At 51.7% G+C, this 15,277-nt stretch carries 14 protein-coding genes and 3 pseudogenes; 7 read left to right on the top strand and 10 right to left on the bottom strand.

What is annotated here, in order from left to right; all coding sequences use genetic code 11:
• Nucleotides 1-2: 2 nt before the first annotated feature.
• On the bottom strand, nt 3-428 hold the full coding sequence (locus K3T83_RS58730) for a tetratricopeptide repeat protein (RefSeq protein ID WP_220210915.1): 426 nt from the start codon (nt 426-428) through the stop codon (nt 3-5).
• A 117-nt stretch (nt 429-545) separates the two neighbouring features.
• Between K3T83_RS58730 and K3T83_RS51835 the strand changes: the two are divergent.
• A pseudogene (locus K3T83_RS51835) lies at nt 546-1,236 on the top strand (IS6 family transposase).
• A gap of 108 nt (nt 1,237-1,344) precedes the next feature.
• The gene (locus tag K3T83_RS51830; RefSeq protein ID WP_220210914.1) at nt 1,345-1,695 is read left to right on the top strand and encodes an RAD55 family ATPase; all 351 of its coding nucleotides are present in this window, start codon (nt 1,345-1,347) and stop codon (nt 1,693-1,695) included.
• 65 nt (nt 1,696-1,760) lie between these two features.
• Here K3T83_RS51830 and K3T83_RS51825 read toward each other — a convergent pair whose 3' ends face one another.
• A complete protein-coding gene (locus K3T83_RS51825; RefSeq protein WP_220210913.1) occupies nt 1,761-2,252 on the bottom strand; it encodes a DinB family protein in 492 nt (163 codons plus the stop codon).
• Nucleotides 2,253-2,413: 161 nt separating this feature from the next.
• Between K3T83_RS51825 and K3T83_RS51820 the strand changes: the two genes are divergently transcribed.
• On the top strand, nt 2,414-2,860 hold the full coding sequence (locus K3T83_RS51820; protein ID WP_220210912.1) for a hypothetical protein: 447 nt from the start codon (nt 2,414-2,416) through the stop codon (nt 2,858-2,860).
• Nucleotides 2,861-2,879: 19 nt separating this feature from the next.
• Here the strand turns inward: K3T83_RS51820 and K3T83_RS51815 are convergent.
• Nucleotides 2,880-3,666: pseudogene (locus K3T83_RS51815) on the bottom strand (IS6 family transposase).
• Between the two features lie 218 nt (nt 3,667-3,884).
• On the opposite strand from K3T83_RS51815, the gene K3T83_RS51810 reads away from it, so the two are divergent.
• On the top strand, nt 3,885-4,088 hold the full coding sequence (locus K3T83_RS51810) for a hypothetical protein (protein WP_220210911.1): 204 nt from the start codon (nt 3,885-3,887) through the stop codon (nt 4,086-4,088).
• Between the two features lie 5 nt (nt 4,089-4,093).
• Here K3T83_RS51810 and K3T83_RS51805 read toward each other — a convergent pair whose 3' ends face one another.
• Nucleotides 4,094-5,803 (bottom strand): RICIN domain-containing protein, encoded by a 1,710-nt coding sequence (locus K3T83_RS51805; protein WP_220210910.1) that lies wholly within the window; start codon nt 5,801-5,803, stop codon nt 4,094-4,096.
• Between K3T83_RS51805 and K3T83_RS51800 the strand changes: the two are divergent.
• Nucleotides 5,751-6,128: pseudogene (locus K3T83_RS51800) on the top strand (IS982 family transposase); the annotation flags it as partial. The gene K3T83_RS51805 and the pseudogene K3T83_RS51800 overlap by 53 nt on opposite strands.
• A 21-nt stretch (nt 6,129-6,149) precedes the next feature.
• Here the strand turns inward: K3T83_RS51800 and K3T83_RS51795 are convergent.
• The gene (locus K3T83_RS51795) at nt 6,150-6,737 is read right to left on the bottom strand and encodes a hypothetical protein (protein WP_220210908.1); all 588 of its coding nucleotides are present in this window, start codon (nt 6,735-6,737) and stop codon (nt 6,150-6,152) included.
• 28 nt (nt 6,738-6,765) lie between these two features.
• Nucleotides 6,766-7,308: a helix-turn-helix transcriptional regulator gene (locus K3T83_RS51790; protein ID WP_220210907.1), complete on the bottom strand. Its 543-nt coding sequence runs from the start codon at nt 7,306-7,308 to the stop codon at nt 6,766-6,768.
• A 663-nt stretch (nt 7,309-7,971) separates the two neighbouring features.
• Between K3T83_RS51790 and K3T83_RS51785 the strand changes: the two genes are divergently transcribed.
• Nucleotides 7,972-8,793, top strand: a complete 822-nt coding sequence (locus K3T83_RS51785; RefSeq protein WP_220210906.1) for an IS6 family transposase — start codon at nt 7,972-7,974, stop codon at nt 8,791-8,793.
• A 225-nt stretch (nt 8,794-9,018) separates the two neighbouring features.
• Here the strand turns inward: K3T83_RS51785 and K3T83_RS51780 are convergent, their stop codons facing one another.
• From K3T83_RS51780 to K3T83_RS51765, 4 genes are all read right to left on the bottom strand, one after another.
• Nucleotides 9,019-9,552: a hypothetical protein gene (locus K3T83_RS51780; protein WP_220210905.1), complete on the bottom strand. Its 534-nt coding sequence runs from the start codon at nt 9,550-9,552 to the stop codon at nt 9,019-9,021.
• 164 nt (nt 9,553-9,716) lie between these two features.
• The gene (gene ppsA, locus K3T83_RS51775; RefSeq protein ID WP_220210904.1) at nt 9,717-12,371 is read right to left on the bottom strand and encodes a phosphoenolpyruvate synthase; all 2,655 of its coding nucleotides are present in this window, start codon (nt 12,369-12,371) and stop codon (nt 9,717-9,719) included.
• 111 nt (nt 12,372-12,482) lie between these two features.
• Nucleotides 12,483-13,082, bottom strand: a complete 600-nt coding sequence (locus K3T83_RS51770; protein WP_220210903.1) for a TetR/AcrR family transcriptional regulator — start codon at nt 13,080-13,082, stop codon at nt 12,483-12,485.
• Between the two features lie 584 nt (nt 13,083-13,666).
• Nucleotides 13,667-14,383 (bottom strand): IS6 family transposase, encoded by a 717-nt coding sequence (locus K3T83_RS51765; RefSeq protein WP_220210902.1) that lies wholly within the window; start codon nt 14,381-14,383, stop codon nt 13,667-13,669.
• A 244-nt stretch (nt 14,384-14,627) separates the two neighbouring features.
• Here K3T83_RS51765 and K3T83_RS51760 point away from each other — a divergent pair, with 244 nt between their 5' ends.
• Complete coding sequence (locus tag K3T83_RS51760) at nt 14,628-15,254, top strand: HD domain-containing protein (RefSeq protein WP_220210901.1); 627 nt, start codon at nt 14,628-14,630, stop codon at nt 15,252-15,254.
• Nucleotides 15,255-15,277 lie beyond the last annotated feature (23 nt).

Below are 15,277 nucleotides of genomic sequence, written 5' to 3'. Positions count from 1 at the left end.
CCCTATTGACGAGTGGGAAGGACGGTGTTCTGGTTGTTGCAGAAAAGCAAGCAAGGAAATGATGAAGCATGCTCCCAAGCTAATTCACGGCTTCGCTTCATCTCATTGCCAGCGCTCGTTTCAGCAATGGCTCCGCCTCTGCATACTTGCCCTGCTCCTGGTACAGCATAGCGAGATTGTCCAAACACGCCGCAGTGGATGGATTCTTCACTCCCACGCTTGTGCTCCCAGATCACCAGTGCCCGTTTGAACAATGGCTCCGCCTCTGCATACTGACCTTGATCCAGGTAAAGGTGTGCCAGGCTCGTGAGATCAGCAGCAACCAGCAAATGGTCTGATCCATACACCATCTCATCAACGAGAAGCGCCCGCTCCAACAATGGCTCCGCCTCTACATACTGACCTTGTGTGGTATAAAGACGACCCAAACGACCGAGGAAATGGGCCGTATCGGGATGCTCGGCTCCTCGCTCCTGTTCATGAAGGGCTGTGTTGCAAAAAAGAAAGCTGATCTGGTACAGGAAAAGAATAAACGAGGGTCAGCCATGAGAGAGCAATACCCATTCAAATGGCGTCATTTTCAGGCCGACATCATTCTCCTCTGTGTTCGCTGGTATCTGCGGTATGCGCTCAGTTATCGCGAGTCTTCAAGAAATCATGGGAGAACGAGGGCTAAAGGCGCGATCATACGACCAGCTATCGTTGGGTCCAGCACTCTGCTCCAGAGCTTGATCGCCGCTGTCGTCCTCATGTGAATCCTACAACGGACTCTTGGCGTGTCGATGAAACGTACATCAAAGTAAAAAAAGAGTGGGTGTATGTGTATCGAGCTGTCGATTCTCAAGGAAACACGTTGGAGTTTCTCTTGAGCCCGACACGTGATACGGAAGCGACCTTACGCTTCTTTCTCAAAACCCTTGTTGCCTCTCATACGGACTCTCCACGGGTGTCGGGCGCTCGACAAAAACGCGGCCTACCCCAAAGCATTCTCTCAATTGAAAGCTGTGAACTCCAACAAGTGAAATACCTCAATAATTTGGGGAGCAAGACCATCGTTTTCTCAAGCGGCGTGTGAAACCTGGATTGGGTTTCTTCTCCTTCAAAACAGCTCAGCGAACGTTACAGGGATACGAGATCATGAACATGATGAGGAAAGGGCAGATCAGGGAAGTGGAAAAAGGAGATAGTGTTGGGTACGTTGCATTCGTCGCCAAGATATTTGAAGTGGTGGCCTAAACGACGAGCGTAAGAGGGTCCATCGCGTTCACTTTGCTCGTTCTGGTTTTTGCAACACAGCCACCCCACCTGCTCACCAACAAACAGGAGAACAAGGAGTGTTGAGCTATGACGGAACCGCTGGAGCAGCCCCTCGGTTTGCAACGATTTTCCTCTGGTATTGCCGGGCTTGATCGCATTCTGAACGGTGGTCTGTTCATCAGGGGCAACTATCTGGTACTAGGCCCGCCTGGAGCGGGCAAGACCATCCTGGGCAATCAACTTTGCTTTCACCACATCGCGACCGGAGGACGTGCAATCTACCTCTCGCTCCTGGCTGAGACAAGTAGTCGGCTGCTGGCCACCCTCGAACGGTTCACGTTTTATACCCCTGAGGCCGTGGTTCCACCCAAAACCCTGGGTCAACAACAGGTCGATTTTCTTATCTTCTGTGAGTATAAGCAAGATGACAACTACTGAAACTATGTAGCAGTAATTGAGGCCATCTTGCAGTTGCGCTTAAGACGTAGCTGCCTGCGCTCACTTTAAAGGTCGATGGCAGCCAATCCATGCATACCAAGGGCAAACGAAATTTCGCCACCATGGTGCATATCGTGCTCTAAGACGTGCCAGATAATCCACTGACGTGACAGGGCTGGCCGATTGGGTCGATGGCGTGGATCGTCGAAGGTCTGCACTAGGTCCGCTGTCTTCCAGCGTTCCAGGGCAGATTGAATCATTTGCCAGCTACTTTCCAGGCCAGCTACCAGTTCAGAGGCCAGGCGTAGCGGCTCCATACTGTCATCCCAGGCATCTAAAACAGCCATTTCTGGACTGCCCTCACCCATCCAGTTGTGAAACCAGCCAGCGCGCGTAGCCACGATATGCGTGGCCACCATGCCCACTGACCATAGATGTGGCGCGGCCCGCAGTGCCAGCTGCTCCACCGACAACGGCTCTATCATCTTTACGAGGTGCTGCTGATACACATTCCAACCGCGGTAATAGCTACTCAACGATAAATTTTGTTCAGTCATTAGGAAGTCCTTTCTTACCTGTTTTTTCTATCATTATAGAGCCTAAAGGGTTCCACCCAAAACTGGAGGGGGGGGGTGAAAAGGGAAAGAAAGATTCCCCTTCTGGTAAGATAGAAAAAAATCAACATCAATGTCCCTATCATCCAGAGGAGGAATCTGATATGCAAGTCCAAGTATCCCTGATTCTCGACATTTCTGCAAGGGCAAGTGTCACGGAAATGGAACAACAGATCATGCACGCAGGTCGGGAAGGCATGCGTCAAGCGATGAAAGAAAGCGTGCGTGCCTGGGAAAAGCAGCAGCGATGCTGCCCCCACTGTGGAAGCCAGGAGCTTCGGGTGGAAGGCACGGTCAGTCGCCGCCTGCAACTGCTCTTTGGCCCGGTGCGCTTGGCGCTGCGTCGTTATCGTTGTCAACAGTGTCTCTACCGCTGGTGTCCAGCCCGTTCGCTCTTCAGCGGCTTGCACCAGCAGCGTATTAGCCCCGGCTTACGCCAAGCAGCCATCTTGGCAGGAGCATCGTGGCTATATCGGCAGGCCACGCATCTGCTTGCTGAGTTGAGCGGGGGGGCTGTGTTGCAAAAATCTGGGGAACCGAAAAAAGTGTGAAGATCCCTTCCTCTTCAGTTTAAATTGCTATCCCAAAGAGACGGGAGATGAAGAAAATCTGACCATTGACGTCATCTTTCCTCACGCCTTGCATTTGCCCTTTGCGCAGCATATTCATGATCTCGTATTCTTGCAGTGTTCGCCATGCCGTTTCAAACGAGAAGAAGCCCAGCCCTGGCTTGACCAGCCGTTTGATGCGCACGATGGTCCTGTTCTATAAGATTATTCAAGTATTTGATCTGTCTCAGTTCGACAGCCTCAGGAAGCGTTCCTGTTGCTTTGAGATCGGCAATGGCTTTAGGATACGCGGCGTTTTTATCGACGTTCATCACACGAGGAACTGAGGTGGTGGTATGGGGATGAGCCAGAGACATGAGTTGAGCCACGCACTCCTCGTGCGGAAGCGTTTGAGAGGCTGAACGAGCAGTCATGTTCAATGCTTTGTAGAAAAAGCGCTTGGCGGCCTCAGCATCACGCGTCGGACTCAAGAGAAACTCCAGCGTATTTCCCGCAGAATCGACCGCTCGATAGAGGTAGAACCAGATTTTTTTGATTTTGATGTACGTTTCATCGACTCTCCAGGAATCATTGCACGCTTTGAGGTGTGGTCGACAGCGCTTTTCCAATTCTGGTGCATAGGCTTGAACCCAGCGAAAGATCGTGCTGTGATCGACAGAAAGTCCTCGCTCCACCATCATCTCCTCCAGATCCCGATAACTCAATGCATACCGAAGATACCACCGCACACATAAGAGAATGATCTCGGCCTGGAAGTGTCGCCACTTGAAGGGGTGCTGCTCTCTCATCACGGGTGCTCGCTTCTTTTTCTCCTGACTGTACCAGATCAGTTTCTTTCTTGCAACACAACCCCTCGGCATGCCCACGGAACCTCGCTTCTCCACCCGCCCGATGAGTTGCTTTCACCTCTTTCCTCCTTAGCTCATCCTTTGAATGTTTCTACACGGGCCTTTCTGTCTTCCCTTTCGGAGAAGAATTCATCCACAGATTTATCAGGGTTTCGCATGTGCGAAATTCTCGCACTTACCCTCTGCTGACCAGAGTACCTACGCCAACCATGACAGAAACCATCAACACGACGGGCAATTCTTCCTTCCCTATGCTCAGGAAGTGGTCGACTACATCCGGCAGCCTGATTGCGGGGCTGCTCAACCACGAAGATGACGGACCAGGTACCACGTTAGCGGCACCTGGCTGGCGGGTTGGATGATGGGGTTATTGCCGGGTCCACTGCTGATTGCTGCCGCCGTGGCAGGTCCAGATCTGTACTGCGGTGCCGTTGGCGGTGCCGCCGCCACTCACGTCGAGGCAGAGGCCGGACTCGCGACCGACGAGGATACCGTCAGAGTTGAGGGTCCACTGCTGGTTCGCCCCGCCGTTGCAGTCCCAGATCTGCACTCTGGTGCCCGCCTTCGTAGCGTGTTGCGGTACATCGAGGCACTTGTTGCCGTATACCTGCAGTTCGCCGTTGGACAGCAAGGTCCACTGCTGGTTCACACCACCCCAGCAGTCCCAGATTTGCACCTGGGTGGCGTTGGTCGTGGATAGCCCTGTCACATCCAGGCACTTGTTCGAGGCCACACCGCGCAACATACTGCCCGTACTCGTACTCGTGCCGGGTGAGAGAACCAGGGTGGTCAAGGAGTACGGAGCGATGGTGACACTGGAGGCCGAACCTGACGCCGAGGTGATTTTCGTACTGTTCTTCCCATAGGTGTACACCGTCGCGGTCGAACTTGCACTATACCCATTGATCCCCAGAGAAACCGTGTAGCTATTATTGGGATCTTTGTTATCCAGCAGCACCGTCAGATTCCCATTGGCCTGTTTCACCGCATGGACGGCAATCAGACTTTGACTGGACGAAGACGACACCATGCTATCTCCGGCCGTCCCCAGAAAAGAGAGCATCTGCAGACCATAATAGGGCGGGAAAGGCGTTCCTGCTGGCGGATCGCAGGGTGAGCCACCTGTGGCGCAGGCACCAGAGGAGATCAGGTCGTCATGGACCTCCCACCAATCAACATTGGCCACGCCATTTTCCAGGAAGGTCATGTAGGTGTCAGACAGGAACAGAGCGCTGGCCCAACCTGTCGCCCGTGAGCCCGCGTTGTAAGAGCCTCCGTTCGTTTCCGTAATCATAATCTGAATGCTGCCGGCCCGCGAGCCACAATACTGATTGATCTTGGCTCGCGCACTCGCAATCATCCCTGGGATCTGACCGGGGGTCTGCAAACCCTGCGCCGGGTCTCCTCCTCCTGCGGCGTTGCTGGCAACGGGATACCAGTGAATGATGACAAAATCAATGGATGGACAGGCAATCGGCAACACCGTATCGTTCCAGGGCTGCAGCGACGAACTGTTGGTTACGCCATCGGGCCAGGATCCCGGCGTTGTGAGAACGAGACCCACCTTGATAGTGGGATCGACTGCTTTCATCGCCTGACTATAAGTTACGGCACGATTGGCATAGGTGGTTGGCCCCAACGGATTATGGTCCACTTCCCAGTCGGCACCATAGGTGCCATTACCAGGAATCTCGTTGCCAATCTCCCAGTATTTGATGCCGTACGTATGGCCAGTGCTGCTTCCGCCCGCGTAGGTCGGGACTGGCCCGTTATAGCCTGCGCCGCCTTTGTTGGCGTAATGGACCCAGCCAGCGGCTTCTTGCGGGGTACCGGACCCATAGTCCACCGTAATCAGCGGCTGGGTGCCCGCCTGCTGAGCCCTGTTCATAAAGGCATCGAATGTGTTGCTGGGATTGGCATAACTGGCCTCGGTAGTATTTGATTGCCAGTGATACGCGTCCGACAACGAGCCGCCGGGATAACGCTGGATCTTTGCTCCGCTTGCGGCGATGAGTCCAGGTAATAATGAGTCGGACGGGGAAATTGCTCCCGTGCTGCTGGCTGGAACGCGAGGCATTGTGCTGGGAGATCGCAACTATTGGTTGCCGGATCTGCAAAGCTCTCTGCGAAGCAAGGGGCTGCTCTTGCAAGCGCCTTTTCGCCTCGCGCATTCGCCTAAAGCCAAAGCTTACCAAAGCAAGGTCTTGGGGCGCGTTCGTTATCTCATCGACACCGTCTTCGGGCAATTGACGGATCGTTGGAACCTCAAACGGGTGTGGGCTAGTGACCTGTGGCATTTGCGCAATCGCTTGTTGCGAGCCGTTTTGATGCACACGTTGTGTTTCTGGATGAATCAGCAAGATGAAGCTCCTCGCCTTCAATTTGATCGCCTGGTTGCTTAATCAACTTGCACATCGCGTTAATTAAATCTTCCATATCCTTATGTGGCGAAAGGACCCATCAGCGGTGCTATGGTAACCATTGGCAAACACGCCAAGAAAGCCCGTGAGCGGGGAAGAAGCTGGAACCTGGCCTTGGTCGATAAAGTGGCCATTGACATAGAGGTACACATGTGGGCCTAAAGCAATCACCATCATAGTATTAGTGACCTCCAGGCCATAGTTGATGGTTCCATTGGGCGGATGACAATAGTATGGATTGCTTGAATTATTGGAGAGATGACAGGCAACATTGGTACTTCCCAAATAAAAGTTATACTGCCCCCAAATATCGATGGGCACCCGAGAGGAGTTCACATTCTCCCAGTTAGGAGAAAAAGTCACCGCACGGAACACCAGGCCACCGGAGTACCCTTTGAGGACAGTGATGTCTACCTGGAGCGCAAAATTCGGCCCGAAAGGGCTCACGTGGGCAAAACATTGGGCCACATACGTGGTGGCTGGTAACAGCACGTGATAGGAACCCTGCTGAAAGCTACACTGCTTGTTCTCGTCCCATTGCAGCCCATCCTGCTGGTCCAGCGCAGAAGTGAACAGAGCAGGGTGGCACATCACCTGGGCATAGATTGCAGTGGCACTTTCAGAGGAGGAAGGGGTCTGGCAGGAGGAGTGGGGAGCCGTCGATGAAAGCGTACTCAGTCGCGAAAAGAAGACACCGCTCAGGAGAAGGAGGAGATTTAGTGAGACCATCACCAGGAGAAAGCGTCTGCGTTGCCCGCAACACGATGTTTCTTGGAATGAACGTATGCTGGAGAAGGGGAGGGGGAGGAACAGATGCCAGCAAGGAAACACTGCTTGTTGCGGGCTCTTGCTTCGTCACACTTACTCGCTGACCTGGTTCCATCTCCTGATGCTGGTCGTTGCTTTGAGAGCCTTCCCCGTGCTCTGGTTCTGATTGCGGTAAAAAGCCTAATTCCTCGGGTGACTTGCCAAAGATTTCGCATAATTTTTGCTGAAAATGGAGGCTTGGCCGCGTGAGGTTCTTTTCCCACCGGCTCACACTTATGGTGGTGGTTTTTATGCGACTAGCCAGCTCCTCCTGGGTCCAGAGGTTCTCCTTGCGAAGCTGCTTGATGGTTTCGCCTATCGTTTTCTTCGTGTCATCCAACACCTTGCGTGCCACAGTTGAGCTCCTTTTTTCTCTCATCCCCGAGAAAGGGAAATGCTGTTCACGTTGTATTTTACTGACATGTCCCTACCAGAACCCGCTTCAGATTTACAAGCAGACGACGGTATTGAAGCTGTTGTTTCTTCATCACCTTTCGCCTAAAATACATGGCCTTGTACCTCCCTGAGAATGGAGAGAGCTTTTCTGGCTGGTCTAAGCACCCTCCCAATCGGAGTGGACTTTCGCTCACTGATCTAAACATAGCGGTTCAGTAGCAAACAAGCAAGCGTACATAAGCAAGGGGGTACTTTTCTGCTAAATATCATAGAAAAGTTAACCAGATCGCTTGTGTTATAGTGGGCCTGGAGCAAAGTATGCCATCATGGCACAAGTGATTGCCGCGGTGGTGGTCAGCTCCGTGTTCTGGCTGGGGATGCTGGAGGAGGCCCAGAAAGGCCTGTAGGTATAGATCATTTTGCAAAATCCTAAGAAAAACTCCCTGTAGTGGTCAATAAATATAGTGGACCAGAAAGGTCTGGGTAGGACTCCCTTAACGGGTGGACGAGCGTCCAGTTGAGCTTGAAAAAAGGGTTCTGTCAGAATTCAGAGAAGGGCTTGTCGTAGCGATGGTTTACAAGGTATGTTGAGAACAATGACTCAACCGAGAAGGAGTGCTTCATGACTTGTCCACATTGCACCTCAGCTACGACCAAAGAACAAACACAGAAAACAACGCTGGGTTATCGCGTGTTCCGGTGCTCAGCTTGCAAACATCTCTTCAACGAGCGCACCGGAACCCCATTCAACTTCCTGGAATATCCCACCGATGTGATCCTTCTGGTTGTTCTGTGGCGACTTCGGTACAAATTGAGCCTGCGAGATCTCGCCGAGATGTTTCTGGTACGAGGATTGGTCTTCACCCACGAAGCTGTTCGAGAGTGGGAAGCGCGGTTTGCGCCACTGCTCACCGATCAGTTACGAACAAAGCGGCATGGACGAGCTGGGAAATCATGGTATGTTGATGAGACGTACATCAAGGTTCATGGGAAGTGGTGTTATTTCTATCGAGCCATCGATGCAGATGGGAATCTAGTGGATTCCCGCCTGAGTGAGAAACGCGATATGGAAGCAGCTCAACAATTTTTTAAGCAAGCGCTTGCCGTGGTTGGCCATACTCCGGAATGGGTAACCACGGATGGGCATGGCACCTCACCACGAGCAATACGGGAAATAGTGGGTGAAACTGTGCAGCATCGGACGAATACGTACCTCAATAATCGCGTGGAGCAAGATCATCGCGGAGTCAAGCAACGGTATTACCCCATGCATGGTTTCGGAAGTTTCAACTCGGCTGCCCGTTTCTGTTCTGCCTTCGATGAATTACGAGACTATCTCCGGCTCCGCTCCATCAGAGGCGAATCAACCTCGCTTTCAGAACAGCGGCGAACTTTCCTTGATCGGCTTACTTCTTTAAAAGAAGTGATGCGAGCAATATCCTAGCGAAAGCTAGCAACCTCTCATCATGGGCTGTTTGATGAGCTTCTGTACTCCCAGTTCTGACACTACCCTTGCTCCGCACTACTGGCATGAGCACGCTGGTTGCAGCGCCAGCAAGCCTCAAGTCCCCCGAGGATGCTTGATGAGCCTGGCGGCTCCCTTCCCCATATCATTACTACTGATGTGCTGCTAAGATTCTGCCTGTCATTTACCACCATTGCATGCCCATCACCCGCACCGGCGCAATGCGGGCCAGTTGAACACAAGACCGCGTTTGGTGCGCCCACGTCGTTTCGCTTTGCTAGAGAGGACTGGGCATAACCCTTCCAATTTTTCGCTTTCTACTTTTTCCACTACATTTCCATCCCAAAGGCAGAGAATCCGTTTTCTCTGTCCTTTGAGCTTTGTTACCTCTTTATCCGCTTTCTCCAGGAGAGAGCGATCAATCAAGCCCACCGTCCATTTGACCGAACGCAAGAGTTTTCCTACCCGCTTGGTGCCTGCGGCAGCACTGGAAGCGTATCCATCATACCCCTCCAGGTAGGAACCCAGCTCACTCGGCCAGAGGGCTTGCGGATTATTGCGCAAGCGAATGATCGCCACTAGGCATTGCAGGAATGTGCGCACTAGCCGCTTGTCTAGGATCGCATCTAATTCAGTGAGGAGGGGTAAAAAGAATGTTTCGAGTTGATGGAGCAAATATTGCGAGCCTCCCTGGGGGTCTTGTTCCAGGCGTTTGAAGGTTTCAGACAGTTCTGCCATAATGACTACGGATCTCCTCGTTCAGGTGTTGATTGCTTTCATACTCAACAGTCTAAACAACGAGATCCGTTTTGCCTAGCCTCTTTTTTCTCTCTCCTGGCTACATATCAGCATCCAGAAAAATCAGGGATGACTCATAACGTGACCTATGCTACCGAGATGTCTCAAGGTCTCACTGGCATCGGATCATCCTGGAGGATTTCTACGTACCCTTTCGTGCCATTGAGCTGAATTCTTTGCCCATCTTTGATTAGCCTGGTCGCGTTTTCCACGCCTACAACGGCAGGCAGGTTGTATTCTCTGGCGACGACAGCGCCGTGGGTCATCGTCCCACCCACTTCCGTCACCAGGCCCTTGACGGATAGGAAGACCAGGGTCCAACTCGGGTCGGTGAATGCGGTGACTAAGATATCACCCTCCTCTATGTCGGCGTCCTCCATTCTCAGGATGACCCGCGCCCGCCCCTCGATGATGCCAGATGAAGCGGGTATGCCCACCAGGGCATCTTTCGGGACGCCAGTTGTGTCGTATTCGACGAATAAAATCTCCCCCTCGGATGTCATCATGCGCGGCGGCGTCAGCTTCTCATAGACCTTGTATTCCTCTTTTCGCTTCGTGATGAGGCTGTCATCGAGCCGATTTGTCCGAACGGCCTCTCGGAGTTCCTCAAAGGTGAGATAGGAGATGTCTTCCTTCTGTCGGATCACCCCCTTTTGCACGAGCTTGACGGCCTCCTTCAGCATTGCCTGCTTGATGACCCAGTAATACTGCATCATGAAGTACTTCGGGTATTCCCGGTAGCCGACGAAATTGCGCAACCGGCTGATCCTCTTTTTTGCCTTTTGGGCTTTGTGTTTTCCACCGGGCAATTGTTCCAAACGGGTGAGGAAATCCTGTTCCTTTTGCTGCGCTGAGAGCCTGCCCTGCTCAAAGAGGGCTTTATGAGCACCCGGCGCGAAGTTTTTGATGTTGTTGAGAATGGTGGGAATGAGCGTGGTCGGCTGCTCGCTCCACCGGGGCCTGGTGATGTCGATCTCACCGGCACAACGCATGCCGTATTTTGCAAGATACGCCTGTAGGGAGTGACTGACGGCGTCGCCACCTTCCAGCCTGGCAAGATCCACAAAAAACGTCTCGTCGTTGGCGTGTTGAAAATACTCCATCACCGCCGGATAGTGCCGGACAACGTCCGCTACATCCAGCAGCTCCAGCCCCATTTCAGCGGTCACATTGTTGGCTACCGATTGGGAAAGCGAGTCGACGGCACCCTTTTCGCCCAGCCACTTTTCCATGTTTTTCTTCACCCGATTGGCTGCATATGTCCCGGCATACACCACACCCATGCTTCGTGGGTCCTCTACAGCTTCTTTTAATTGCTTTTGCGCTTCTTCTAGAATAAAGGCAAACAGTTCGTCTCCAGATAGGTTTGCCATTCTTTGCTGGAGATCTCTCAGAGCCGCCTCTTTGCGAGACATGAGCGTTGGAACGATGGTGGCGTCGTTGTTGCGGTACGCCTTGATCGCCTGGACGGGCAGTTCCCATGTGAAATAGCCTGCCCCCATACGGAAGAAGCCTTTCCCGCGCGCCAACGCTTGCACAAAGGCTTTTCGCTGCATTAAGCGTTTGAGTGGATTTTTCATGAGCGGGTCCATCTGGGCCACAGCCATGAGTCCTATCCGTCGTCTCATGGGAGAAGCCAGATCGTGCGTCAGATCCATGAACAGCCTCCCGCCAATTGGAATGAGGGGCATCTTCTCAAGCCCTAACAGAAAAAAAGAGACCCCCAATGGTTTCATTGCATCGGTCATCATCTGCTGATGGCTGAAAGACATATACACATGGTTTTTCTCATCCGGCACGTCTGGTAGGGGGTAAAGGGTGGTGATGGGACGGCTCTGCACGATAGCAAAGGTGTTGGAAACCTGGCACCATTCAATATCTTGGGGGCAGCCGAAATGAGCCTCGATCCTTCTCCCCAGACGTTCAAGCTGGACAATCTGTTCGTCTGTCAGCGTCTGCCTATTCTGCTGGTCGGCCTCGATCCTCTTCTGCTCCGTTCCTCCTTCTGGTAAGGCAGAGATAGCCAGCGTCTTCGTCGATATCTTCTTGTCAACGATTCTGCCGTCACGTACCTTATAGATATCTGCATTGACCAGGCCGGAGACCAGAGCTTCACCCAGTCCAAAGCTTGCGTCGATGGATGTCACCTTCCTGTTGGACGTGAGAGGATCGGCAGTGAATAAGATCCCCGCCGCCTCTGGGAAGACCATCCGCTGGATGACGACAGAGAGACGCACCTTGCGGTGTTCGAAGCCGTTTTGGATGCGGTAGGTCACGGCCCGGTCGGTAAACAGCGATGCCCAGCACTTGCTGATATGCTGCAAGATGGCATCTTTGCCGAAGATATTCAAATACGTATCCTGCTGTCCTGCGAAAGAGGCTGTTGGAAGATCCTCCGCTGTCGCGCTGGAACGGACGGCATACGCATGGTTTTCACCAAGGCGTTCAAGGTGACGCGTCACCTCATGATCGATGCCTTGCGGAATGGCTATCCCTTCGATGAGCTCGCGGATGGTTGCACTGATTTCACCAATCCCTTCCCTGTCGTCTGCTTTGAGAAGGGACAGGCGATCCAGCAGTGACTGAATCTCTTCGTTCTTCCCGACAATTTCCTGGTACGCTTCGGTCGTAACGCAGAAGCCCTGTGGTATCTGTATCCCCTCAATCCTGGAAAGCTCCCCCAGGTTCGCGCCTTTGCCCCCGACCAGCGCCAGCTTTGTTGTATCGATTTCCTGAAAACAGAGTATATATGGATTCATGTACGTTGTCCTTTCATGTGGAGAACCTGGCCACTCGTCCAGGGCCAGTGGAACCGCTCACCTTTTTCACTTCGCACGTGAGCCGTTGTGAAACCAACCATGTATCTCTCGCTATGTATCCCCTGCTACAGCCACTCCTTCCTTGATAATGTTGAGCACAATGTCGAGTTTCCTTAAATATTCTTCCACACCTGATTTGTTCCTGTAACGCTCATTTAGGCTGAACGATGCAATCATATCGACAAGAATTTCAGCATCAGCATCCGGTTTGATAATACCGCGCGCTTTATCACGCTCGATCAGTTTTATATACTTTTCAGTGGATTTTTTACGGATATTTCTAATAAATTCATTATTATCTAACTCCATCCGCATCCTGGCTTCGATATATTCTGGCTTTATATTCTTTAATTTAAGAACTTCTCTATTTACATGCTGAATCACTTCAAAAAAGGTTGCATCTGGATACATTTCTTTTTCATGCAGGAGTGGGTCTGTAAATTCTTTGGAAACTTCGTCCAGGAAATAGAGATAGAGATCTTCTTTATTTTTAAAATACTGATAAAAACTGCCTTTCGGTATATCTGCATGCTTAATAATCCGGTTAATGGATGCCTCGTTAAAACTGTGGGCTGCGAACTCTTGAAGAGCAGCGTCGACGATACGGCGTCTTTTCTCATCGGTCAAGTGAAAAAACGTTTTATTCGGCATAACGAAAGAAATTCACCTCCTCTAATTGTGACCAGGTGGTCGCATCAAGATTATACGACCACCTGGTCACAATGTCAAGGGACCTGTTCCCCAAGACCATTCCAGATAGGGGCAAATAGCCTACTTGTCTGCGATCTGGAATGGTCTCCAATTCTCCCTTCCATTAACCAGTTTGATTGACAAAAAGGCGTCGTCTGTAGTGTGGCGAGGTATAAGTCATCCCGGAATTTTTTGATGGTGCTCCTGTCTCCACTGCTCGCCGCATAGCGGCTCGCATTCAGGAGTGTGGAGGCGCTGAGGCGTGCGTCAACTGTGCTAAAAAAATGAGGGATGACTCATAAAGGATACTAAGCAGGTTATCTACGAGATGATGAGATCTGCAATTCTTTGGGACCTGAGCAAACGCACTATGAGTACAAATGATGATAGTCGTTGTAGCGTTCCAAGAGCCATATTTGCTCATTTGCTCGTTTGACCCAGTGCGTAATGGAGGTGTGTTCTGCATCAATTGGGGCACGTTGAAGGATTGTGTTGCAAGAATGATGAAGAAACCAAGATGAGCGTGGAGCCCCTCTTGGTTTCGTTTAGGCGACCACTCCAAACAGCCTGACAACCAGGGCCATCTGGCCTCTCACATCTCCTTTTTTCACTCCTTGTGCCTGCCCTTTGCGTATCATATTCATTGCCTCGAAGCCTTGTAAGGTTCGCCACGCGGTCTCGAAGGAAAAGAAGCCCATCCCCGGCTTCGTCAATCGTTTGATAAAGCGATGATCCTGCTCTATGATATTGTTGAGATATTTGACCTGTCGCAATTCGCAGCTTTCGGGGAGACGTCCTCCTGCCTTGAGTTCGTTGAAGGCTTTGGGGTAGGCCGCATTCTTGTCGACGTTGAGCACACGAGGCTCAGCAGTATGAGAGGCGACAAGGGTTTTGAGCAAGAAGCGCGAAGCCGCTTCCCCATCTCTAGTCGGACTGAGCAGGAAGTCGAGCGTGTTGCCCAGCGGATCGACTGCTCGATAGAGATACACCCATTGCTTTTTGACTTTGACGTACGTTTCATCGACCCGCCAAGAATCCGTTGTCGTCTTCAAATGCGGTCGGCAACGTCGTTCCAATTCAGGGGCATACTGCTGGACCCAGCGGTAGATCGTGGTATGATCAACATGCAGTGCGCGTTCGAGCATCATTTCCTCCAGATCTCTGTAACTGAGCGAGTAGCGCAAGTACCAGCGTACGCATAAGAGAATGATGTCGGCCTGAAAACGACGCCATTTGAACGGATTGTGGCATTGGTTGCTCATGGAGGAGACCTCTTTCGCTCTTTTCTCCCCACTGTAGCAGATCAGCTTTTTCTTTGCAACACTACCCTCTCAGATCCTCTCAACAGAGTGTAATTCCAAAATTTACACAACTAAGTAGGACAGCGCAGACATTCTCGGATACAAACTGAGATAGAATGAATACAGCATTCAATTTTGATGCTCTCTTCTTAGGTGAGAAAACAGGAAGGCACAGAAAACAGAGATCAAGGAGACAAAAGAAACCATGCTTCAACTTCAGCGCTCGTGGGAACAGTTACTTCAGACGTTTGGTATTGAACAAGTGAAGGCTCAAGCCACCTTCACTACCCTCGCTGACGCATATAGCAATCCAGGTCGAATCTATCATACTCTTGATCATATTCAAGAGGTGCTTGAATGGATCGACAGGTTGCGTACCTACGCGACCGATCTTCCAGCGATCCAATTGGCTGGCTGGTTTCACGATAGCATCTATGACCCTCACGCTACTGACAATGAAGAGCGAAGTGCTCTGTATGCACAAAGCTTCTTGTCCAGTTTAGCTGTCCCTTCCGAAACGATTCAAGCGGCTTCTCAGATGATCTTAAGCACCAAAGCCCACTGGACAGAAGAGAGCCAGAGAGATTGCCAGATCCTTCTTGATGCAGACCTGGCGATTCTTGGTGCTCCAGCTGAGCGCTATGACACATACACCCAGGCTATTAGGCAGGAATATGGCTGGGTTCCAGAAACTTCCTACAGAGTTGGAAGAGTCCAGGTCCTGCAAAATTTTTTGCAGCGAGCCAGGATTTACTGGACTGCGCCTCTCTACGCAGCCCTGGAAGAGCAAGCGAGAGAAAATATCCGAAGAGAAATTGCTTCTCTTTCTTAGCTAACGCGATGTGCAAGTTTGCC

The sequence above is a fragment of the Reticulibacter mediterranei genome, assembly GCF_016587455.1.
This window is presented reverse-complemented; position numbering and strand designations above follow the sequence as displayed.

What these genes read in the sequence shown, in the direction of transcription:
- ppsA (WP_220210904.1), bottom strand. Translation starts at nt 12,371, where the DNA reads ATGAATCCATATATACTCTGTTTTCAGGAAATCGATACAACAAAGCTG.
- K3T83_RS51820 (WP_220210912.1), top strand. Translation starts at nt 2,414, where the DNA reads ATGCAAGTCCAAGTATCCCTGATTCTCGACATTTCTGCAAGGGCAAGT.
- K3T83_RS51805 (WP_220210910.1), bottom strand. Translation starts at nt 5,803, where the DNA reads ATGCCTCGCGTTCCAGCCAGCAGCACGGGAGCAATTTCCCCGTCCGAC.
- K3T83_RS51785 (WP_220210906.1), top strand. Translation starts at nt 7,972, where the DNA reads ATGACTTGTCCACATTGCACCTCAGCTACGACCAAAGAACAAACACAG.
- K3T83_RS51780 (WP_220210905.1), bottom strand. Translation starts at nt 9,552, where the DNA reads ATGGCAGAACTGTCTGAAACCTTCAAACGCCTGGAACAAGACCCCCAG.
- K3T83_RS51765 (WP_220210902.1), bottom strand. Translation starts at nt 14,383, where the DNA reads ATGAGCAACCAATGCCACAATCCGTTCAAATGGCGTCGTTTTCAGGCC.
- K3T83_RS51825 (WP_220210913.1), bottom strand. Translation starts at nt 2,252, where the DNA reads ATGACTGAACAAAATTTATCGTTGAGTAGCTATTACCGCGGTTGGAAT.
- K3T83_RS51760 (WP_220210901.1), top strand. Translation starts at nt 14,628, where the DNA reads ATGCTTCAACTTCAGCGCTCGTGGGAACAGTTACTTCAGACGTTTGGT.
- K3T83_RS51795 (WP_220210908.1), bottom strand. Translation starts at nt 6,737, where the DNA reads ATGTGCCACCCTGCTCTGTTCACTTCTGCGCTGGACCAGCAGGATGGG.
- K3T83_RS51830 (WP_220210914.1), top strand. Translation starts at nt 1,345, where the DNA reads ATGACGGAACCGCTGGAGCAGCCCCTCGGTTTGCAACGATTTTCCTCT.
- K3T83_RS51770 (WP_220210903.1), bottom strand. Translation starts at nt 13,082, where the DNA reads ATGCCGAATAAAACGTTTTTTCACTTGACCGATGAGAAAAGACGCCGT.